The following is a 20792-nucleotide window of genomic DNA, read 5'->3' as shown; positions in this document are numbered from 1 at the left end:
CTGTCTTCGTCTCTGTGCGCGGGTGAGGCGCCGTCGTTGGGTCAGGCGCGCTTCAGCGCGAATTTCATCTGGTCGAGCTTGGTCTTCAGCGAGGCGTCGAACAGCTTCGAGCCCACCTTGACCTTGAGGCCGCCGAGGATCGCCGGATCCACGCGGGTGGTCAGTTCGGGGTCCTTGCCGAGCGCGCCGCGCAGGGCGGTCTGGATCGACTTCAGCTGGGCGGCGTCGAGCGGCTGGGCGGTCACCACCTCGGCGGCGACCACGCCGGTCTTCTTTGCGTACAGCGTCTCGAAGCCGGCGATGACGCCCGGCAGGTCGCGGGCGCGGCCGTTCTGGCCGAGCAGGCCGAGGAAGTTGCGGGTCGTGGGGTGGAACCGGGCCGCGTCGGCGATGGCCACCAGACCCTTCTGCTGATCCTCGGCAGCGATCACCGGCGAGGTCGCCAGGCGGCGCAGGTCGGCGCTGTCGACCCAGGCGGCGCGCAGCGACTTCAGATCGGCGCGCACGGCGTTCAGCGCGCCCGTTTCGTCAGCCAGGTCGAACAGCGCCTGTGCATAGCGCTCGCCGACTTCCGTCGTTCTGAAATCGTCAGCCACTTACAAGGTCCGCGCGGGTTAGCGTTCGGGTTAGGACCGGCGGCGGGTTCGCCCCGATCAAAGGCCTGAAATGCTTGAAGAAAGCACGCCGGGGACGCGCCTTGCGACGCGCCCTCGGCCTAAGCCGGGCGCCTGATAGCACCCGCGCCCCCAAACCGCAACCGAGGCAGCAGGCCGCACCGGGCGCGCCGGAGTAACCGGAATTGCGTGGCCGCCGCGACCTCCGGCAGGCCAGGATGCGGCGGCCGCCTTTCCCGGGGAACCCTGCATGCCATTCGCCCGCACCCTGCCGCTCCTCCTCGCCCTCGCCCTGCTGGCGCTCGCCCCCGCCGCCCGGGGCCACGAGCCCGGCTTCCGGGTGATGAGCTACAACATCCGGGTCGACGTCCCCACCGACACCCCGACCTGGGACGAACGGCGGCCGCACATGGCCGCCCAGATCGCCTTCCTCGACCCCGACATCCTCGGCGTGCAGGAGGCGCATTCCGCCATGGTCGGGTATCTGGCCGACCGCCTGCCCGGCTACGACCGCTACGGCCTCGGCCGCGACGACGGCGGCCCCGTCGGCGAGACCACCACCGTCTTCTGGAAGCGTGATCGCTACGATCGGGTCAGCGTCGACACCTTCTGGTGCTCGCCCACGCCGGAGGTTCCGTCGAAGGGCTGGGACGCCGCCTATCCCCGCACCGTCACGCGCGTGGTGCTGCGCGACCGGCGCGACGGCGGCCTGCTGGATGTGCGCAACACCCACTTCGATCATGTGGGCGAAGAGGCGCGCGAGCAGTGCGCCGTGCTGGTGTCGCGCCTGACCCCGGCCGTGGTCGACGGCGAGACGGCGCGGGTCGTGCTGATGGGCGACTTCAACACCGGCCCGGGCACGCCGCCCTGGCAGCGCATCATCGCCTCCGGCCTGGCCGACGCCCGCGGCCTCAGCCCGGTCGTCTTCGGCCCGGCCGGCACCTTCAACGCCTTCGACGTCACGAAGGACAACGACGGCGTGGCCATCGATCACGTGTTCGTCGGACCCGGCGTCGCCGTCGAGCGGTTCGGGGTGCTCACCGACTCCTTCAGCGGGCGGGTCATTTCCGACCACTTCCCGGTGGTCGCCGACCTGCGGGTCGCAGCGCCCTGAACGAAAAGGGCGTCCGGCCCGACGGACCGGACGCCCTCCCTCGGTCAGCCGTCAGTGGCCGCCGTGGCCGGCGCAGTGATCGGCGCAGTCGCCGAGGCACTCGACGCAGGCCTTGCAGCACTCGACGCAGGCGTCGCAGCAGGCGGCGAGCAGCTCGCAGCAGCTGTGGGCCAGTTGCGCCACGGCGCCCGGCTCGGCCGCCAGGGCGGCGCCGCCGGACATGGTCAGGGCCAGCGCGGCCAGGGTGAGAACGCGTTTCATGTCAGTCTCCGATTTTCAGAATTGAATGGTTTGCAGTCGTGCAGACGCATTCAGCTCCGGGGCGGAGGCGGTTCGGGTCCGAGGGAGCGGCCGGCGATCCGGTCGTCAGCCGGGGGCGCGACGGCGAGCTTTGCGGCCGGCGGAGCCGCGGCGCCGGCCGGAACCGGCGCCGGCGGGCAGACCGTGCGCGTGGCGCAGATCTGGATGCAGGCGGGCGAGGACTTGTCGGTTGTCTCCGGTGCGCAGTCGGCCGGCGCCGGATGGTGCGCCGGAGCGCTCATGGCGACCGCCGGGGCGCCCAGCATCAGCATGCCGAGCATCAGGACGAGGGAGAGGAGCCGGCGGACGTGCATACGGCGCTTCGCGTGACAGACGCCGCACCCTGGACCTGCTCCGGTTGAACCGCCACGGGGAATCGCCCCCTTGGGCTGCGGCATTTTCCCGCTCCCCGGACGCCGCCCGCCCGCTTCGTGCATTGCCGCCAACGCAACCGGCGCTGTATCAGGCGCATTCCAGACCGGATCTCCAGGACCCGCACATGTTCGACAGCATCATCCCGCTCTTCTCCGACCCGGCCGCATGGGCGGCGCTGGTAACCCTGGTGGTCATGGAGGTGGTGCTGGGGATCGACAACCTGGTCTTCATCTCGATCCTGTCGAACAAGCTGCCCCCCGAGCAACGCCAGCGCACGCGGCGGATCGGCATCGGCCTGGCCCTGATCATGCGCCTGGCGCTGCTGATGACCATCGGCTGGATCGTCGGCCTGACCGCGCCGGTGATCGATCTGGGCCTCGTCGGTCCGCTGGGCGAGCATGGCGAGCCGGCCTTCGAGACCGCCTTCAGCTGGCGCGACCTGATCCTCATCGCCGGCGGCCTTTTCCTGGTCTGGAAGGCCACCAAGGAAGTCCACCACGCCGTCGATCCGAAACCGACCCACGACGTGATGGACGCGAAGAATGCGGTCATCAACAACATGGGCGCGGCGATCTTCCAGATCATCCTGCTGGACCTGGTGTTCTCGATCGACTCGATCCTGACCGCCGTCGGCATGACCGATCACATCCCGATCATGGTGGTCGCGGTAATCGCCGCCGTCACCGTCATGCTGCTGGCCGCCGACCCGCTGGCCAACTTCATCGAGAAGAACCCGACCGTGGTGATGCTGGCGCTCGGCTTCCTGCTGATGATCGGCGCCGTGCTGATCGCCGACGGCTTCGGCGTCCACGTGCCCAAGGGCTACATCTACGCCGCCATGGCCTTCTCGGCCCTGGTCGAGGCGCTCAACATGTGGGGCCGCGCCGGCGCCGAGAGGAAGGCCCGCGCGGAAGAGGCTCGCCAGGCCGAGCTCAATCGCCGCGAGACCGCCGAACCGGGGGTCTGAGGTGAGCGGGCTCGCCGTCCTCGCGAGTCTGCTTCTGGCCGATCCGACGGCCACCCCCGCGCCGGCGCCCGTGCCGGTCTACGGCTACGAGGTAGTGCGGGAGTGGCCGCACGATCCCGGCGCCTTCACCCAGGGCCTCGCCTGGCGGAACGGTCAACTGCTGGAAAGCACCGGCAGGTATCCGTCCACCGTCCGGCGAGTGCGGCTGGAGGACGGGGGCGTGCTGCAGCGGCGCGAGCTGGACCCGACGCTCTTCGGCGAGGGCCTGACCGAGATCGCCGGCCAGGTCTTCACCCTCACCTGGCGCAGCGGGAGGGGCTTCGTCTGGGACGCCGACGATCTCGAACCCTTGGGCGAGTTCACCTACGCGGGCGAGGGCTGGGGCCTGACCGACGACGGGCTTCGGCTGATCCTGTCGGACGGCACGCCGGTTCTCCGCTTTCTCGATCCGCAGACGTTCGCCGAGACCGGCCGCGTCGACGTCACCCTCGGCGGCCGGCCGGTCGCGAAGATCAACGAGCTGGAATGGATCGACGGAGAGGTGTTCGCCAACGTCTGGCAGACCGATTTCCTCGTCCGCATCGACCCCACGTCCGGCGAGGTCCGCGGCGTGGTCGACCTTTCCGGCCTGCTGCCCGATCGCCGCGGCATGAACCCGGCTGACGACGTCCTGAACGGCGTCGCCTGGGACCCCGACGGCCGTCGCCTGTTCGTGACCGGCAAGAACTGGCCGTCGCTCTTCGAGATCCGCCTTACCGGTCCGCACTGAACCGGGAGGCCGCGGCGGGGGTTAAAACGTTTGAGCCGTGGAGTTCCCTCGTGTAACCCGCAGCGCAACCATAAGAGCCCGGTCCCGGCCGGCGCAGGGCAAGCCCGCGGAGACGCCCTTTTGACCCAGTCGCAATATCCTTCGTCCTTCGATTACGAGGCCCTGCTGGCCTCCGGCCGCGGCGAGCTGTTCGGACCCGGCAATCCCCAGCTGCCGGCCCCGCCGATGCTGATGTTCGACCGCATCACGCAGATGAGCGCTGACGGCGGCGCGCACGGCAAGGGCTATGTCGAGGCCGAACTCGACATCCACCCGGACCTCTGGTTCTTCCAGTGCCACTTCATCAACGACCCGGTCATGCCGGGCTGCCTCGGGCTGGACGCCATGTGGCAACTGGTCGGCTTCTACCTCGGCTGGATCGGCGGCCAGGGCCGCGGCCGCGCGCTCGGCGTCGGCGATGTGAAGTTCACCGGCCAGGTCACCCCCGACATCAAGCGCGTGGTCTACAAGATCGACCTCAAGCGGGTCATCAACCGCAAGCTGGTCATGGGCATCGCCGACGGCGTGCTCGAGGCCGACGGCGAGATCATCTACCGCTGCGACGACATGCGCGTCGGCCTGTTCGGCGGCGGGACGGAACCGGCCGGCGGCTGAAACCCTGAAACAGGCGAGACCGCGGGCAACGCGGCAAGGACAAGAGTAGCGGAAGGATTCTCCATGCGGCGTGTGGTCGTCACCGGACTGGGCATCGTCTCCTCGATCGGCACCGGGCAGGACGAGGTCGCGGCCTCCCTGCGCGAGGCGAAATCCGGCGTGCGTCATGCCGCCGATCACGCCGAGCACGGCTTCCGCTCGCAGGTCTGGGCCCCGCCGTCGCTGGGCCACACGGCCGAGGACTGGGCCCCGTTGGTCGACCGCCGCGCCTCGCGCTTCCTCGCCAACGGCACCGCCTGGGGCCACATCGCCTTCGAGGAGGCGCTCAAGGACTCCGGTCTGACGCCGGAAGAGATCCAGGACGAACGCATCGGCCTGATCGTCGGCGAAGGCGGCCCCTCGACTCAGGTCATCCTGCAGGCGGCCCAGACCACGATCGAGAAGGGCTCGCCCAAGCGCATCGGCCCGTTCGCCGTGCCCAAGGCCATGGCCTCCGGCCCCTCGGCCGTGCTGGCCACCTGGTTCCAGCTCAAGGGCATCAACTATTCGATCAGCTCCGCCTGCGCGACCAGCGCCCACTGCATCGGCGCGGCCGCCGAACAGATCGCCTGGGGCAAGCAGGACGTGGTCTTCGCCGGCGGCTGCGAGGACATCGACTGGTCGATGTCCAACATGTTCGACGCCATGGGCGCCATGTCCTCGAACTTCAACGACACCCCCGCCGTGGCCAGCCGGGCCTATGACAAGGACCGCGACGGCTTCGTCATCGCCGGCGGGGCCGGCATCGTGGTGCTCGAGGAATACGAGCGGGCGAAGGCGCGCGGCGCGACCATCTACGCCGAGGTCACGGGCTACGGCGCCAACTCCGACGGCTACGACATGGTCGCCCCCTCCGGCGAGGGCGCCGAGCGCTGCATGAAGATCGCGCTCGAAATGGCCGGCAATCCGAAGATCGACTACCTCAACCCGCACGGCACCTCGACGCCGGTCGGCGACAGCAAGGAGATGGGCGCGGTGCGCAACGTCTTCGGCGACGACCTGCCGATGATCTCCTCGACCAAGTCGCTGACCGGCCATTCGCTCGGCGCGGCGGGGGCGCAGGAGGCCATCTACTGCCTGCTGATGATGAAGCACGGCTTCGCCGCCGAGAGCGCCCACATCGAGAACCTCGACCCCGAGTTCGAGGGCATGCCGATCCTGCGGCAGCGCCACGACGGCGAGCTGAAGCACGTCATGTCCAACAGCTTCGGATTCGGCGGCACCAACGGGACGCTGATCCTCAGCAAGGTCTAGGCGGCGCCAACGGCGCCCCGATCCTGTCGACGGTCTGGGATCTACCAGCCGCTCTCGGCCGCCGCCGCCAGCACGCAGCCCGCCGCCTTGTCGGCATTGGCCGCCTCCTGGCCGGGGCTCCAGTCGAGGCCGGTCCTCTGGCGCCCGGATGCGGTCGGCTGTGCGCCGACGCCGACGCAGGTCCAGCCGGTCAGGAAACCCGGCCCGGGACCGACCCACACGACCACCGTGGGCGGTCCCTCCAGCGACGCCGCGCCCCGGGCGGCCAGGATTTCGCGCACACAGGCCTCCGGCTCCACGCCTGTCCCGGCGCAGGCCTCGAAGTCGGCGACCTCGAAGGCCGGGGGCGTGCGCCGGAACATGCCGCTCCCGTCTTCCGGGGCGACCCGCGCGAGCGTGTCCCCGGCGAAGTCGGTCATGCCCGCTCCGGCCACGACGACGGCGATCTCGGGCGGGGGCGGCCCGGCGCTCTGGGCGGCGGCGAGGGCGACGAGGGGGAGAAGGTTCACGGGCGGCCTCCAATCTGGCGTTGCAGCTTACCCGCCCGCTCGCCCGGCGCCAGCCGACGGTTCCTGATCCGCAGCCGCGAGCGGCGCGCGGCGGCACTGACACAGTTTGAATTTAGCCGTTGAGGGGTGTGCCACCCCGAGACACGACCTCCAGACCAACGCTGGAGATGTCCCAATGCGGCACAGAACTGATTTCGTCTCGATCCCCTTCGCCAACCTGGCTGTCCGCCGCCGCTGTGTGGACGGCTCCGTCCAGTTCGTCGGCGCCATCGATGGCCGCGACTGTGTTCACTCTCCCACTTTCGAAGGTGCGGTCCAGTCTTTGCTGCGTCGTGCCTGTCATGCCGCTGTCCATTAGGTCACTGTTATAGTAAAGAATACAGCGGAAGGAACGTTTTTCGGCTTAGGTCCGAGTCCATCTGTTCGGATATAGTGTAACGGACGCTTTCAATAATTAGGCTGGACTCCACGTTAACGATGTGAGAACGCTGCACGCGAAATGCGGACTCATGACGGCGTTTTTGGACTCGATCTGCGCAAGACGAGTCTATCGAGTGGTTGGATTTGGTCGCTCGGCACTATTTTGGTAAGAGTCGCCTTAGGCGCAGGAGGCAGTTGATGAACAAGGCAGAACGCGCCGCTCTCCTTCAGGAACTGAAACGCACCACCGGCCAGATCAACCCGGACGGCAGCCCGTTCATCGACGACGGGGAAATCACCGATCCGAAGGTGTTGTCCCGGTTCTCCCAACCCTCTCGCGAGAAGATCAAGGCGCTCGCCGAGCGTATGGCGCGCAAGCCGCCGACTGACCGGGTCAAGAACTAACCCGGCCTGACAGCGAGGCGCGCGTCACATGACGTATCTCCCGCTGGGCCACGGTCTTCGCCAGCACTTCCTCGGCCCGCAGGTCAAGCCGGGCGGACCGGAACCGTTCGTTGGGACCCATCGCTGCACGGAGGAGAAGTAGCCGCCGTGATCAGGATCAAACGCCCGGATGGGCGCCGGACCGCCGGACCGCCGGACCATTCCGGAGGATCAAGACGGCAGCTTGATTCCCTGGCGACTCAATCCGGCCCCGGGGCGGCGTTCGCGATGGCAATGTCCAGGCCCTGAGAGATCGTGCCAAAGCAAGGGCGCGGTTTCGTCGAACGTCGTTCTTTAAAAACGCGAGGGCGGGTGGCCGCTCCGGTCGATGCTCGCGAGACGGCAGATCAATCGGGACGGCTACGGCCTGAGATCAGTCCGGACCGGCCCGAGGCGCTAAGGGCCAGACGCCACGGCGCCTTGCTCAAGGATTGCGGGCACGCTAATAACCGACTGATCAGTTATTAGGACGACCCTCGATGTTGCCTCCTGGTGAACCCAAATGGCGCCGCCGCGCGGCTGACCGGCCCAAAGAGATCATCGCAGCCGCGCTTGAGGTCTTTTCCGAGCACGGCTTCACCCGAGCCCGGCTGGACGACATCGCCAGGGCGGCCGGGGTCTCGAAAGGCGCGCTATACCTGTATTTCGAAACGAAACAGGATCTGTTCAAGGCCGTGGTGCAGGACGCCATCGAACCGAGACTGCTGAAGATTCGAACCGGCGCCGGGACCGAAATCCCCTTCGACGAAGCCGCGCGGCTGGGCGTCGGCGTTCTCGTCTCCGCGATCCAGTCGAATCCCCGCATCGGCGGAGTGTTGAAGCTGATTGTCGCGGAAAGCCGGAACCTGCCCGAACTGGCCCTGATCTGGCATCAAACGGTGATAACGCCGCTGCTTTCTCTGATCTCAGACATCATCCGTCGCGGTCAACGGTCCGGCGAAGTCCGGTCCGGCGACCCCGAATTGTTCGCAATGGGCCTGCTGGGTCCGTTGGTGCTGGGGCTGCTGTGGCGGGAAACCTTCGAACCCATCGGGGCCGATCCATTGCCGCTTGAGACGCTCGCATCCCAGCACCTGGACACGGTCCTCAAGGGAATGAAGGCATGAGGCACCGGCTCATCTACAGGATCGCCGCCGTTGTCGGTGTCGTCGCGACGGGGGCCGCGGTCTGGTCGTTTCTACAGACCGACCAGACGAACCGGCCCCTTTCCGGCTACGTCGAGGGCGAGTCGGTCTATCTCGCGGCGCCCGCCTCCGGCGCCCTTGAAACCCTGTATGTCCGGGAGGGCGACCGCGTCCAGGCCGGCGCGGTGACCTTCCAGATCGACCCCGGCGTGCAGGAGGCCCAGGAGCGCGGCGCGGCCGCGTCCGTCGAGGCCGCCCGAGCCCGTGCGGACGATCTTCGCACGGGACAGAGGGCGCAGGAACTCGAGGTGTTCGACACCGAACTCGCCGCCGCCCAGGCGCAGCTCCGCGAAGCCGAAGCCAGCTATGCGCGGATCGAACCCCTGGTGCGCCGGGGCATCTACGCGCCGGCGAGGCTCGACCAGGAGCGGGCGAACCGGGACACGGCAAGGGCGCAGGTCGAGGCCGTCCGCCGTCGGCGAGAGGTGGCCACGCTTGGGGCGCGGGAAGACGCGCTGCGGGCCGCCGAACAACAGATCCGCCAGGCCGAGGGCGGATTGAACGAAGCCGAGGTTCGCCTGCGCACCCTTTCTCCCCGGGCGCCGGTGGAAGCTCGTGTCGAAGAAATATTCTTCCGCCAGGGCGAATTCGTCCCCGCCAATCAACCCGTCCTCGCGCTGCTGCCCGACGCAGAGGTCAAGTTGCGGTTCTTCGTGCCGGAGCGCGAGTTGATCCACTATCGACCCGGGGGCGTGGTCAGGTTCAGCTGTGACGGCTGCGGTGCGCCGCGCAAGGCCCGGATCACCTGGATCAGCCCGCGACCGGAGTTCACTCCGCCTATCCTCTACAGCCAGGGCAGCCGGGATCGGCTGGTCTTCATGATCGAGGCGGCGCCGGAAAATCCCCGCTCGCTCCAGCCGGGTTTGCCGGTGGATGTCGAGCGGTTGCGGGGTTCAAGATGACCGTTGCAAGTCCGGTTATCGATGTGCGGGGCCTTAATAAGTCGTTCGGAGCCCTACACGCGGTTCACGACTTTGGCATCACCGTCGAGCGGGGACGAATATGCGGATTTCTCGGTCCGAACGGGGCCGGGAAGACGACCACGCTTCGTCTCCTGTGCGGTCTGCTGACTCCAGATAGCGGCGAGGGCGAGGTTCTTGGCTACAACGTCATGAGCCAGTCCGAGCTGATCAAACGTCGGGTCGGCTACATGACGCAGAAGTTCTCGCTTTATGACGACCTGTCCATCGAGCAGAATCTGATCTTCACCAGCCGGGTTCACGAACTGGACCGCCGGGCCGCCCGGGTCGAAGCCGCTCTCGAACGTCTGGGGCTGGTCAAGCGGCGTCGACAGTTGGCAGGCACGCTCTCCGGCGGCTGGAAGCAACGCCTGGCGCTGGCCGCCGCGACGCTGCATGAACCCGAGTTGCTCCTGCTCGACGAGCCAACCGCCGGCGTCGATCCCGAAGCTCGGCGGACCTTCTGGGACGAGATTCATGCGCTGTCCGATGAGGGCATGACCGTCCTGGTGTCCACGCATTACATGGACGAGGCGGAACGGTGTCACGAGATCGCCTATATCGCGGGCGGTCGAACGCTTGCCCGCGGTACGGCCGACCAGGTCATCGATGAGTCCGGCCTGACCACATTCCTGGCGGAAGGTCCGAACGTCGGTCGGCTCATTCCACGCCTCCGGAACCACGCCGGCGTCGAAATGGCGACGGTGTTCGGAACGACCCTGCACGTCTCCGGACGAGATCGCGCCGCACTGGAAGAGGCGATTGCACCCCTCAGCCAAGCGCCGATCGTCTGGACGGAAACCCGGCCGACCCTGGAGGACGTGTTCATCCAGTTGACGGCCGACCTTCAGCGAGAGGCGGACTGATGCTCTCCGCGACCCGCATCTGGGCCGTGATGGCCAAGGAATTCATCCAGCTCACGCGCGATCACCTCGCCTACGCCATGATCCTCATCATGCCGATCCTCCAGCTGGTGCTGTTCGGCTATGCGATCAACGACGATCCCCGGAATCTGCCGACCGCCGTCTATGTGCAGGACCACGGAAGCTTTTCGCGCTCGTTTCTGAGCGCCCTTACGAACAGCGGCTATTTTCGCATAACGCAGTCGGCGAACAGTCAGGCCGAGCTGGACCGGGCGCTGGCCCGCGGAGAGGTGCAGTTCGCCGTGGTGATCCCCCAGGATTTCACGCGTCGGGTTGTCCGCGGGGAAAATCCCACGATCCTGATCGAAGCCGACGCCGCGGATCCTTCGGCGACCGGCGGTGCCCTGGCCGCGCTCGCGGGCCTTCCAGGTCAAGCGCTGGCTCGCGACCTGACCGGCCCGCTGGTCCGGTCGACACAAGGCGCCCCGTTCGAAGTCATCGTTCACAGGCGCTATAATCCGGAGGGGATAACGGCCTTCAACATCGTTCCCGGCCTGCTCGGGGTCATCCTGTCGATGACCCTGGTCATGATGACGTCGCTAGCCATGGCGCGCGAGCGGGAGCGCGGAACGCTGGAAAGCCTGCTGGCGACGCCCGTGCGGCCGCTCGAAGTCATGATCGGCAAGCTGGCCCCCTATGTCGGGGTGGGCGTTGTCCAGGTGACCCTCTTCCTGGTGATGGCGCGGCTCCTGTTCGACGTCCCCATGGTCGGCGGGTGGGACGCCCTTGTGGTCGGCGTCATGCTTTTCATCGTGGGATCGCTGGCCCTCGGCTTCTTCCTGTCCACCCTCGCCCAGACCCAGATGCAGGCCATGCAGATGTCCATCTTCTACATCCTGCCGTCCATGCTGCTCTCCGGCTTCCTGTTCCCCTTCCGCGGCATGCCGGACTGGGCCCAGGCCCTGGGCTCATTGATCCCGGTCACCCATTTCCTGAGGATCGTCCGCGGCGCCCTGCTGAAGGGCGTCGGTCTGGCGGACGCCTGGCCAAGCGTAATGGCGCTGGCCGCCTTCGTCGTCGTCGTCACGGCACTCGCGATCGTGCGCTACCGGACCACGCTCGACTGATATTGCGTCAAGCACCCCATTTGGCCGCCTAAGCGGCGATGCTTCTCGATTCCGCGGCCGACCACCAGCGATGCATCGCCCCAAGCGCGGCCCGGCATTCATTCAGGCCCGATTGGGTCAAGGCGTATCCGGATTTTGACCGTGTGCGGATGGCGCCAGGATCGAGCGCCGTGCGCAACTCAGAAACATAAACATAGACGCTACGGCGGCTGAGCCCAAAACAGCTGGCGCTGACGATCTCGCCCTGGGCTCGCCAGAGCATGGAAAGCACCCGCGCGCGGCCTGCGGACACACCAAACCACTGCACGAATGCAAGGTCTTCGGCGACCAGGACATCGTTCGCAGCGGGCCTAAAATGCATGTCGACAATATGATTTGCCTGCTATTTATTTGCAACCTATATGGCGGGAATGACCACCACCGACATCCCGCTCGGCCGCGCGATCGGCCTGGCAAGCCGCAAATGGCGTCTGCGTCTGGACGAGCGCCTCAGGCACCTCGACCTGACCCAGGCCCGTTGGCATGTGCTGCTTGAACTCAAAAAAGCGGACAGGATGTTGAGCCAGAAAGATCTGGCGGCGCGCATCGGCATCGAGCCTCCCACGCTCGTCCGTCAGCTGGACGACCTGGAACGCCGCGGACTTGTTCGCCGCGAGGCGATCGAAGGAGACCGAAGGACCAACGCTGTCTATCTGACAGAGGCCGCCGGGCCCGTTCTGGATGCGATTCTGGAGATCGCCGAACAGGTCCGGCGCGAGATCACCGGGGGATTGTCCAGGGACGACCTGGCCACCGCCACCCGGGTCATTGCGCACATCAACGAAAGACTAGACGACAAATGAGCGACGCTCCCTCGCCTGCCCCCTCCGCCCCGAAGGAAAAGTCCAAACCAGGGCGGCGCAGGCTGATCATCCTCGTCGGCGTCGTCGTGGCCGTCGTCGCACTCGTTTTCGGCTGGATTCACCTGCGGGCGGGAAGTGTGTCGACCAACGACGCGCGCATTGGCGCTCACGTCGTCGCCGTCAGCAGCGAGGTCTCGGGACGGGTGGTTGATCTTCAGGTCCGCGCGGGTCAACGGGTCCGCGCCGGGCAACTCCTGGCGCGGATTGATCCCGCGGACTCCCGACTGGCCCTCGAACGGATCGACGCGGAGATCGCGCGGATCGAGGCCCAGCAGAGCCAGCTCCGGGCGCAACAGGCGGCGGTAGTGCGGCGGGTCGGAGAGCAGATGGGCGTGTCGGCGGCCGGAGTCTCAGCGGCCCAGGCGGATGCCCTGGCCCGCCAGGCGGAGGTCGCGGCGGCGCGCAGCGCCTTCGAGCGGTCCAGAACCCTGTTCGAGCGGGGCTTGGTGGCCCAAAGCCGTTTCGACGAAGATCAGGCCCGGCTTCGCGCGGCCGAGCAAAACGCGGCGCGGGCCGAGGCGCAGATCGCCGGGTCGCGCGCCCAGGTCGGCGTCACCCGCGAAGGCTCCAGCGAGGTCGAGGTGCTGGAGGCGCAGATCGCCGCCCTCGAGGCCCAAAAGGAGGGACTACGGGCTCAACGCGGCCAGCAGAACCTGGATCTCGGTCGTCGTGAGATCCGCGCCGCGTTCGACGGGATCGTCGATCAGACCTTCGTCGATCCGGGCGAGTTCGTCGCCGCAGGCACGCGGCTGCTGATGTATCACAATCCTTCCCAGGTCTGGATCGACGCAAACGTCAAGGAGACCGATGTCCGCAAGATTTCCATCGGCGCGCCCGCCCGGATCAAGATCGACGCCTACCCGGGCGAAGTCTTCGAAGCTCGGGTGTCGTACGTGGGAGGGGCCGCGACCAGTCAGTTCGCCCTGTTGCCCAACCCGAATCCCAGCGGGAATTTCACCAAGGTCACGCAGCGCATCCCGGTCCGTCTCGAGATCGTCCAGCAGCAAGGCCGGCTAAGGCCCGGCATGATGGTCGAGGCGGCGATCGATGTCGTCGACTGACGCCTTTTTCGCCCGCTTCGGCCCAGGGTATCGCTGGCTGGCCACACTGACGGCGATGGTCGCCGCCGTCGCGGTCGTGCTGTCTTCGACGATCGTCAATGTCGCGATTCCCGCCATCATGGGCCAGTTCGGCATCGACTCGGTCCAGGCCCAATGGCTCTCGACGGGCTTTCTCGCCGCCATGACGGTGACGATGCTGATGACGGCGTGGTGCGAACGCGCCTTCGGTCAGCGGATGACGATGATCGGGGCCTTGGCGCTGTTCCTGTTCGGATCGGTTGTCGGCGGCATCGCGCCCGATCAGACGGTTCTGGTCATCTCCCGCATTCTCCAAGGCCTGGCCGCCGGCCTCGTCCAGCCGTTGGCCATGGTGGTGATGTTCCAGGTCTTCCCGCCGCAGCAGCGAGGAGCGGCGATGGGCATTTTCGGCATCGGCGTGGTGCTGGCGCCGGCCCTCGGTCCCTGGGTGGGCGGGGTGCTGATGGACAATTTCGATTGGCGCTTCCTCTTCTATCTGGGGATCCCGTTCGGGGTCGTCGGCATCGTCCTCGCCAACCTGTTCCTGCCGTCCCGGAACCCGGACCTCGAGCGGCAAAGGCTCGACTGGCCGGCGATCCTGTATCTCTCCGTGTTCCTGCTGTCGGTGCTTCAGGCGATTTCGAGCGGCCAGCGGCTGGGATGGGACTCCAACATCGTGATCGGTGAGATCGCTCTGGCGCTCGCGGCCGGTGGAGCCTTCCTCTGGCATGAACACCGAACCCCTCATCCGATGCTCGATCTGCGACTGTTCTCCAACGGGCCGTTCGCCGCAGCCTGTGTCGTCAGTTTCGTCCTGGGGGCGGGCCTGTTCGGCTCAACCTATCTACTGCCCATTTTCGTCCAGCAGATTCAGAATCTTACGCCAACGCAGGCCGGACTTCTTCTCATGCCGGCGGGGTTCGCCCTCGTTTTCGTCTTCCCCCTTGCCGGAAAACTCAGCGACATGGCGCCCCCGGGCGTGCTGATCGGTTTCGGCATGGCCATCTTCGCTTACGCATCGTGGCTCCTCTCGCATGTCAGCGTCGACACCGCCTTCTGGACGCTGGCCTGGTGGACGGTGATCAGCCGGGTCGGCATGGGGTTCGTCTTTCCATCGCTCAGCGCTGGTTCGCTGACCGTCTTGCCGCCGCAGCTTCTGAGCCAGGGGTCAGGCGCGATGAACTTCACCCGACAGCTCGGCGGCGCCCTGGGCACCGGCCTGCTTGCAGTCATTGTGGAACGGCGCACCGCCTTCCATGGCGATCTCATCGCCGCAACCCAGACCTCGGACAATGTCGCGACCACTGCCTATGTTCAGGGGGCAGGACGGGCCATCGCCCAACTGGGCGTGGGCGGGCTGGACCAGGCCGCGGCCTCGGGCTGGCTACTGGGACAGACGGTCGTCTATCAGGCCGCGGCCGCCGCCTATCGCGACGGCTTTCTGATCACCGCGGTCGTTTTCGCCGGCGCACTCCTGCCCACCTACATTCTTCACCGCGCCCTGCAGACGAACCGAAAGCCTTCTGCGGCGCCTCCCACCGCCATGGAGGCCGAAGGGGATATCGAGGCCGGCTTCGCGCTCGAACCGATTCTGCCGGACGATGCGGGGCCGCAGCGGAAGAGCGGCGCCGCCTGACGGTTTCAATCGGCCTTGGGAATCGCTCCGCCCCGAACCTCCACGAGGAAGCGCACGACGGCCGTGAACCGCGGACCCCGCGCCCTGATCTCCTCGTGCGCGAGTTGGGGCTGCAGGGCGTTGAGCCGTGTCGCGAAGCCGATCATCACGTCGAGCACGGCGAGCGAGACGTCCTCCGCAAGCTCCGCCGACAGGCCAGAGGCCCTCTGCGCCAAAAGCGCCGAGAAGACCCCTATGCTTTGCCGGACGGCCGCGAAAACGGTATCGCGAACGGGTTGGAAGGTCTCATCTTCCGTGAGCAGAAACCCCATCAGGGCGCGCCCTTCCGACGCGACCAGGATTCCGAGGCACCGACCGACGAACTCGTCCAGCCAGTCCTCCGCGCCGGGACCCGTATTGGTCAAGGTTTCCCGAACATGCGAACGCCAGCGTTCCAGCGCCGCTCGGATCGCGGCCTCAACGAGCTGGTCCTTGGAACTATACCGTTGATAGATCGTGCGCTTGCTCATGCGGGCCTGCCGGGCGACCGCCTCGATGGTGGTCCTTGAGTATCCGCGTTCGACGAAAATCCGCCATGTCGCCGCCAGCAGGTCCGGGTCGATAAGCTCAGCCGCCTCGGGCGTGGGACGCCCAACCTTTCGATCACGATCGAGTGCGGCCTGAGACGTGGGTGGGACAGGGCGAGTCATCCTCATACCTTAAGGAACTCAAGTTCGTTGAGCGAGTTTCCGAGGGTAACGGTACGGCGCATTACCGCGACTGGAGAACGATGTATGAAGCAGATCCGGATCGCCCTGATCGCATCCAGCCTTCTGATCCTCAGTGCATGCGCGACCGTCGACCGTGCTCCGAAAATTGCGCTTCACGAGCTGGAGCGCGGCCTGGTCGCAACGCAAGACCCGAGGATTTTGCCTAACGATCAAGCCCGCCTGGACCGCATCGCCGAGGATTTCCGCAGACGGCTCACTCGCGGCGATCAGCGACGCTCCATCCTCGCCCTCTCGGGAGGTGGAGCAAACGGGGCCTATGGCGCTGGCATGCTGGTCGGCTGGAGCCAGCGCGGCGACCGGCCCGAGTTCGACATCGTTACAGGCGTGAGTACGGGCGCGCTCGCCGCACCCTACGCCTTCCTCGGTTCGGACTGGGACGACGAACTCGCCGCAGCCTATTCCGAAGGCCATACAGAGGGATTGTTGAGCTGGCGAAGCTTCGCCGCATTTCTGTCCCCCGGCCTGTTCAGTCCCCGAACGCTGGAAGCGCTCGTTGAAGAGCACGTCACGCCAGCGCTGCTGACGGAAATCGCGCAAGCGACTCGAGAGGGACGCAGGCTTCTCGTCGCCACGACCAATCTGGATTCAGGCGAGACCGTGATCTGGGACATGGGGCTTCTGGCCGAGGCCGGGGACGAGAACGCGCTTCGCCTGTTCCGTCAGGTTCTGCTCGCCTCAGCCAGCATTCCGGGCGTCTTCCCTCCGGTCCTGATTGCGGGGGTGACCGAATCGGGGACGGTGCAGCAGGAGCTGCACGTTGACGGCGGGGTGAACACGCCCTTCCTCGGGGTTCCAGAAGGCATGATCCTCAGCGGCGAAACTCTGCCCGGCTGGCGTGGCAGCGAACTCTTCATCATCGTCAACGGAAAGCTGGGGCTCAGTCGGCGTCAGACCCGCGGGAGTCTGCCGTCTGTCTTCGCCCGATCCTACCAGAGCATGACCCAGTCGCTTCTGCGAACCAGCCTTGCGGCTCAAGGCGCGTTCGCACGCCGCAACGGCATGCGCATCAGCGTGGCCGCCATCCCGCAGGAGGTTGAGGCTTCCGCCCTCGATTTTGATCAGGACGCCATGAAAGCCCTCTTCGAAGAGGGGCGCCGCCGGGCCGTGAGCGGCAGTGGCTGGGTCCCCCTGGATGCCGAAGTGGTTGAGCCGCCCTCCCCGCAGGACGCTGAACCGGCCGCCGAACCGGCTCCCGACGCCCGGTAGCCCAACGGAACATGATCATGCAGACGAGAAGAGATTCCCGACGGGTTCCGTCGGCGGCGGCGATCGGCTGCCTGGCCGCCTTGGGCTTTGCAGGCGAGGTCCGGTCGCAGGAAGACACCCGCGAAATCCGGGTCGCCGTCATGCAGCACGATGTTCTTCACCCGGGGTCCGATGATCGCGAAGGCGGAGCAAACCTTGAGATGGCGCTGCTGAGCCGTCCCATCACCGTCCTCGATGCGGTTGGCCGGCCCCGGGCCTACATAAGCGGATCGCTGAACAGCGACGGCGACACGAATTTCGCTTCGGTTGGGCTTTCCTGGCGCCGCGCCGTCTCGGACCGGGTCAGCGGCGAGTTTCAGTTCGGTTACGCCGTTCATGACGGGGTGCTGGATACGGACGATCCGGTGGAGGCGCGGTCCCGGCTTCTGCTGGGCTCACGAGATCTCTTTCGCAGCGCCCTGGGTCTCAACTGGGAAGTCTCAAGGGACGTCAGCATCGGTGTGCAGTGGGTGCATCTGTCTCATGGACAGGTCCTGGGAGATGGACGCAACCAGGGGATCGATACCGCCGGCCTGGTGATGACCTACCGATTTCGCTGACGGAGTCGGATGACTGCCCGGGATCTTCAACTCCGCCGTGGCGCGCGAGCCCCGTCTCGCGGAGCGCCCTGGACCTCGGGCGGCCAGTTGATCGGCGGAGGCCCCACCTTGAGTCGACAATGCGGAGCGATCGACCGGGACAAGCACAACGTCATTCTTGAGGCGGCGATCGATGTTGCGGGCGGCGCAAGGCCCTCCTTGGCTGCGGTCGCCAGCCGGGCGCGTGTATCGCGCCAGACCGTTTACAACCAGTTCGGCGGCGCGCAGGGCGTGCGGCGTGCGGTTCTCAACTGGTGCGAGGCGGCGCTCCGGGAACCGTTTGAAACCTTTCCCGCCCAATCGGAGACCCGAACCGCCTTGGCCGCCTATGCAGAATCCGCCTTGAGGCATGTGGGCGCCGCCCGGTACCACCGCGCGATCCGGGCCGTGGGCCGGGTCCTGCCCGACGACAAGACCTTGCCGAATGCGATCTGCGCTGAAATCTCGGAAGCGTGCACGTCCAGCCTCAGAGACTTCCTCGAGCGGGAGATGAGAGCAGGAACGCCTGATGGGCGCGGATCCGGACGAGGCCGCCGCTGAGTTTCGCGCCATGACGGTGACCCGAACCCAACTGCGCATGCTCGCCGGCTTGTTCGACGCCGCCGAGATCAGCGACGCCTCAAAGGAGGCCCGCACCGCCGCTGACCGACCTCTACAGCTGTATGGGTGCGGGCGCGAGAAACCATGGCCGCCCACGGGGGCGGGCCTCCAACGACCGTCGGGTGGAAAACCAGCCTTAGCGCAGGGGGCGAACGCCCAGCGGCGCGGCCGGCGGGCGGCAGTTTCTTTGCAGGCCGACGCCCTTGAGGAACGATCGGCGCACCAACCCCGCCTGAATTGATTGCTGAACCCGGCGGCTGTGCTGTTCCGCGCCGGACAGACGGCGGACCCAGCTGCGCATGGGAATGAAGTCCGTCACCGTGTCTCGAACGACGTCCAGCGCGGCGCCGGCGGCGATGTCTTCCGTACGTTCGACGCCCGCCCGTTCAGGATCGTCAAGATCGGGTCCAAGCGCCTCATCCAAGCGTGAGACCTCGGCCGATATCAGTCTGCACCCGCTGAGGCCGGCAAGCTCATAGGGATGGGCGACTGCTTCGGTCAGAACGGCCGGAATCACGTCGCGGCGCACATTCAGATCTTCGAGCGGTGTCGCTGCGGCGTCGCCGACACCCGCCCTGAACGTCTGCGTCCCCCGGTCAATGGACATACCGCCATTGCATGCCGCCAGCGGGGCGACGAGTAGAAGGGCTGCTATTGATTTTCGCAGCATGATGATCCTCAACCAGACAACTGACGCGGCAGGGGAAGCGCAGCGCGGCCGACGACCGCGCTGCGCCGGGGAGAAGGACACCCGGACAAGGGCATTGACGAAACTCATCAGGGTACCCGAGCGTTCCATTTCGGGTCTTCGTCTTGAAGGCGCTTTTTCGGGTCTTCGTCTTGAAGGCACTTTGTGGTGGGCTAATCTGTGCGGAAAATTACGATGCTGATGGCTTGCGCTATGGTGGGCGTCGGGGCCTGCGAGCAGGAGAAACGGGCTCCGGAACCGGTCGAAGCGGTTCCTCTGGAGGCGCCGATGGCGGCCACCAATGACCCGGAGATCAGGGACGTCAATTCGCCCGAGGGATATCTTGTCGCCGCCTGCTACGACGACCTGTATGTCCTCGCGGCGGCAAAGGCGATCAAGGCCCGATCCCCGGACCCTCAGATCAAGGCTCTGGCCACCCGTCTGGAGACACGACACGTCCAGTTGCTGGCGATTCAGTCAACCTTTCTGGCGGATCTCGGCGGGGCAGCGGCTCCCTCGCACCTGTCGGCCCCACATGCCGCCTATGTCGCCGATCTCGAAGCCGCCGCTCCGCGGGAGCGTGACCGGCTCTGGTTGACGCAGCAAATCACCGTGCTGCTCGACTCCTCTCTGCTGCACACCACTTTCTCGCTTCACGCCGACGATCCGCGTCTGAAGTCTCATGCCCAGGCAGCCAGCCTCTCGGCCCAAAACCATCTAGACCAAGTCCGCCGCCTCGGGGGTGACAAGCTGCGGCCCCTGGGCGCCTGAAAAAGTCGATGATCGGGGTGAAAGGGGTGCGGGCGCACGCGTCCGAACGTGTCCACCTGACGGTGTCGGAGGCTGAGGGGGGCCAGGGTAGCAGAATTTCCGAAGGCGGCGTCACCGTGTCGGTGGCGACCCGCGCGGAGGGTGTGAGGCGTTTCATCCGGCTGCTTCTTCGTCAGAATGAAGTGCAGGTAGTGAGGGGTCTCCTTGACGTTCCTGGGATGAGAGCCTCTGCGCCGATGATCGTGCAATTATAGGACGCGCCCTGGCTTGATCCCCTGATCCCCATCCGGAGTTCACGGAACCTCCTTGAGCCTTCGGCTGGGATGTGTTCGAACAGCGTTTGTCGAACGTTCCCGACTTGTGTTCCGCTAGGTCCATCGTCTTCCCGCGGGCCGAAGCCAAGGCCGCCAGCGTCCGGGTAGCCATGATTTCGTCTTCTAAGGCGGTGGCTTGGTGAAAAGCTTGGCGATCATGGGTTCATAGACGTGCCTCTGGCCGCCACAACAGTCGGCGACTAGGAACAAGAGCAGGTTCTGCACATGAGCCATGTTGGCTCGGTAGAGAATCTCACGGCTGATCCGGTCGCTTGTTATCAGGTGCGCTTTCTTGAGGACCGACAAATGCGACGACAGGCTGCTCGCCGGCAGCTTGGCGTTCGGCGTCGAACTGTTCAGTTTCTCCAGCATTGCGGTCGGCTTCATCCCGCCGGGCTCCGCGTCGATCAGCATTTTAAAGACCTCCAGCCTGGGCTCGTGACCCAGTGCCGAAAGAGACTCTACCGCAATCCTCGTTTCCATATTTTGAACCTAGTCGAATAGTCGTATTGGTCAAGCCCCCCCAATCGTCGCCATCGGCTGGGTGGGTTAAAGATCAGTTCGAGCAACTTTCCGAAGTTGCTGTTTTGTTCATG

Annotated in this window: 24 protein-coding genes; 17 read left to right on the top strand and 7 right to left on the bottom strand. The window is 66.3% G+C overall.

Annotated elements, in window-relative coordinates:
• Window positions 1-41: 41 nt before the first annotated feature.
• Window positions 42-596: a F0F1 ATP synthase subunit delta gene (locus tag BM333_RS03190; protein WP_092307196.1), complete on the bottom strand. Its 555-nt coding sequence runs from the start codon at window positions 594-596 to the stop codon at window positions 42-44.
• A 268-nt stretch (window positions 597-864) separates the two neighbouring features.
• Here BM333_RS03190 and BM333_RS03185 point away from each other — a divergent pair, with 268 nt between their 5' ends.
• Window positions 865-1728, top strand: a complete 864-nt coding sequence (locus tag BM333_RS03185) for an endonuclease/exonuclease/phosphatase family protein (RefSeq protein WP_092307194.1) — start codon at window positions 865-867, stop codon at window positions 1726-1728.
• 51 nt (window positions 1729-1779) lie between these two features.
• On the opposite strand, the gene BM333_RS03180 is transcribed toward BM333_RS03185, so the two are convergent.
• Both BM333_RS03180 and BM333_RS03175 read right to left on the bottom strand, forming a co-directional pair.
• Complete coding sequence (locus tag BM333_RS03180) at window positions 1780-1989, bottom strand: hypothetical protein (protein WP_092307192.1); 210 nt, start codon at window positions 1987-1989, stop codon at window positions 1780-1782.
• Window positions 1990-2039: 50 nt separating this feature from the next.
• Window positions 2040-2342, bottom strand: coding sequence for a hypothetical protein (locus BM333_RS03175; protein ID WP_092307190.1), 303 nt, complete (start codon window positions 2340-2342; stop codon window positions 2040-2042).
• 185 nt (window positions 2343-2527) lie between these two features.
• Here BM333_RS03175 and BM333_RS03170 point away from each other — a divergent pair, with 185 nt between their 5' ends.
• The 4 genes from BM333_RS03170 (at window position 2528) to fabB (ending at window position 6086) form a co-directional block, all read left to right on the top strand.
• Window positions 2528-3370, top strand: coding sequence for a TerC family protein (locus BM333_RS03170; RefSeq protein WP_092307188.1), 843 nt, complete (start codon window positions 2528-2530; stop codon window positions 3368-3370).
• Window position 3371: 1 nt separating this feature from the next.
• The gene (locus BM333_RS03165) at window positions 3372-4139 is read left to right on the top strand and encodes a glutaminyl-peptide cyclotransferase (RefSeq protein ID WP_245777120.1); all 768 of its coding nucleotides are present in this window, start codon (window positions 3372-3374) and stop codon (window positions 4137-4139) included.
• Between the two features lie 120 nt (window positions 4140-4259).
• Entirely contained in the window at window positions 4260-4793 is a 534-nt protein-coding gene (gene fabA / locus BM333_RS03160; RefSeq protein WP_092307184.1) for a 3-hydroxyacyl-[acyl-carrier-protein] dehydratase FabA, read from the top strand.
• A 63-nt stretch (window positions 4794-4856) separates the two neighbouring features.
• Entirely contained in the window at window positions 4857-6086 is a 1230-nt protein-coding gene (gene fabB / locus BM333_RS03155; RefSeq protein WP_092307182.1) for a beta-ketoacyl-ACP synthase I, read from the top strand.
• A 41-nt stretch (window positions 6087-6127) separates the two neighbouring features.
• On the opposite strand, the gene BM333_RS03150 is transcribed toward fabB, so the two are convergent.
• Window positions 6128-6595 carry a hypothetical protein gene (locus BM333_RS03150; RefSeq protein ID WP_092307180.1) on the bottom strand — a complete coding sequence of 156 codons (468 nt, stop codon included), beginning with the start codon at window positions 6593-6595 and terminating at the stop codon, window positions 6128-6130.
• Between the two features lie 618 nt (window positions 6596-7213).
• Between BM333_RS03150 and BM333_RS03145 the strand changes: the two genes are divergently transcribed.
• From BM333_RS03145 to BM333_RS03110, 8 genes are all read left to right on the top strand, one after another.
• A complete protein-coding gene (locus BM333_RS03145) occupies window positions 7214-7420 on the top strand; it encodes a hypothetical protein (protein ID WP_092307178.1) in 207 nt (68 codons plus the stop codon).
• Between the two features lie 518 nt (window positions 7421-7938).
• Window positions 7939-8565: a TetR/AcrR family transcriptional regulator gene (locus BM333_RS03140; protein WP_092307176.1), complete on the top strand. Its 627-nt coding sequence runs from the start codon at window positions 7939-7941 to the stop codon at window positions 8563-8565.
• A complete protein-coding gene (locus BM333_RS03135; RefSeq protein ID WP_092307174.1) occupies window positions 8562-9545 on the top strand; it encodes an HlyD family secretion protein in 984 nt (327 codons plus the stop codon). Before BM333_RS03140 ends, BM333_RS03135 begins: the two co-directional genes overlap by 4 nt.
• Window positions 9542-10468 (top strand): ABC transporter ATP-binding protein, encoded by a 927-nt coding sequence (locus BM333_RS03130; protein WP_092307172.1) that lies wholly within the window; start codon window positions 9542-9544, stop codon window positions 10466-10468. Before BM333_RS03135 ends, BM333_RS03130 begins: the two co-directional genes overlap by 4 nt.
• Complete coding sequence (locus BM333_RS03125; protein ID WP_092307170.1) at window positions 10468-11592, top strand: ABC transporter permease; 1125 nt, start codon at window positions 10468-10470, stop codon at window positions 11590-11592. The genes BM333_RS03130 and BM333_RS03125 overlap by 1 nt, the downstream gene beginning before the upstream one ends.
• Window positions 11593-12002: 410 nt before the next feature.
• Window positions 12003-12434: a MarR family transcriptional regulator gene (locus BM333_RS03120; protein ID WP_092307168.1), complete on the top strand. Its 432-nt coding sequence runs from the start codon at window positions 12003-12005 to the stop codon at window positions 12432-12434.
• On the top strand, window positions 12431-13555 hold the full coding sequence (locus tag BM333_RS03115; RefSeq protein WP_092307166.1) for an HlyD family secretion protein: 1125 nt from the start codon (window positions 12431-12433) through the stop codon (window positions 13553-13555). Before BM333_RS03120 ends, BM333_RS03115 begins: the two co-directional genes overlap by 4 nt.
• Window positions 13542-15209 carry a DHA2 family efflux MFS transporter permease subunit gene (locus BM333_RS03110; RefSeq protein ID WP_092307164.1) on the top strand — a complete coding sequence of 556 codons (1668 nt, stop codon included), beginning with the start codon at window positions 13542-13544 and terminating at the stop codon, window positions 15207-15209. Before BM333_RS03115 ends, BM333_RS03110 begins: the two co-directional genes overlap by 14 nt.
• A 5-nt stretch (window positions 15210-15214) precedes the next feature.
• Here the strand turns inward: BM333_RS03110 and BM333_RS03105 are convergent, their stop codons facing one another.
• Window positions 15215-15898, bottom strand: coding sequence for a TetR/AcrR family transcriptional regulator (locus BM333_RS03105; RefSeq protein WP_177221781.1), 684 nt, complete (start codon window positions 15896-15898; stop codon window positions 15215-15217).
• 84 nt (window positions 15899-15982) lie between these two features.
• On the opposite strand from BM333_RS03105, the gene BM333_RS03100 reads away from it, so the two are divergent.
• The 3 genes from BM333_RS03100 (at window position 15983) to BM333_RS15575 (ending at window position 18363) form a co-directional block, all read left to right on the top strand.
• Complete coding sequence (locus tag BM333_RS03100; RefSeq protein ID WP_092307159.1) at window positions 15983-17185, top strand: patatin-like phospholipase family protein; 1203 nt, start codon at window positions 15983-15985, stop codon at window positions 17183-17185.
• A gap of 11 nt (window positions 17186-17196) precedes the next feature.
• Window positions 17197-17784 carry an acyloxyacyl hydrolase gene (locus tag BM333_RS03095; RefSeq protein WP_092307157.1) on the top strand — a complete coding sequence of 196 codons (588 nt, stop codon included), beginning with the start codon at window positions 17197-17199 and terminating at the stop codon, window positions 17782-17784.
• A gap of 108 nt (window positions 17785-17892) precedes the next feature.
• Window positions 17893-18363, top strand: coding sequence for a TetR/AcrR family transcriptional regulator (locus BM333_RS15575; protein ID WP_143105750.1), 471 nt, complete (start codon window positions 17893-17895; stop codon window positions 18361-18363).
• 196 nt (window positions 18364-18559) lie between these two features.
• Here the strand turns inward: BM333_RS15575 and BM333_RS03090 are convergent, their stop codons facing one another.
• Complete coding sequence (locus BM333_RS03090; protein ID WP_245777118.1) at window positions 18560-19222, bottom strand: hypothetical protein; 663 nt, start codon at window positions 19220-19222, stop codon at window positions 18560-18562.
• A gap of 177 nt (window positions 19223-19399) precedes the next feature.
• Between BM333_RS03090 and BM333_RS03085 the strand changes: the two genes are divergently transcribed.
• The gene (locus BM333_RS03085) at window positions 19400-19882 is read left to right on the top strand and encodes a DUF4142 domain-containing protein (RefSeq protein ID WP_177221780.1); all 483 of its coding nucleotides are present in this window, start codon (window positions 19400-19402) and stop codon (window positions 19880-19882) included.
• Window positions 19883-20319: 437 nt separating this feature from the next.
• Here the strand turns inward: BM333_RS03085 and BM333_RS03075 are convergent, their stop codons facing one another.
• Window positions 20320-20610 (bottom strand): hypothetical protein, encoded by a 291-nt coding sequence (locus BM333_RS03075; protein ID WP_092307151.1) that lies wholly within the window; start codon window positions 20608-20610, stop codon window positions 20320-20322.
• Between the last annotated feature and the right edge of the window lie 182 nt (window positions 20611-20792).

The sequence above is a fragment of the Brevundimonas viscosa genome, from assembly GCF_900116065.1.
GTDB classification, from domain to species: Bacteria; Pseudomonadota; Alphaproteobacteria; order Caulobacterales; family Caulobacteraceae; genus Brevundimonas; species Brevundimonas viscosa.
The sequence above is the reverse complement of the archived record's forward strand: the minus strand, read 5'-3'. Positions and strand labels throughout refer to the sequence as shown.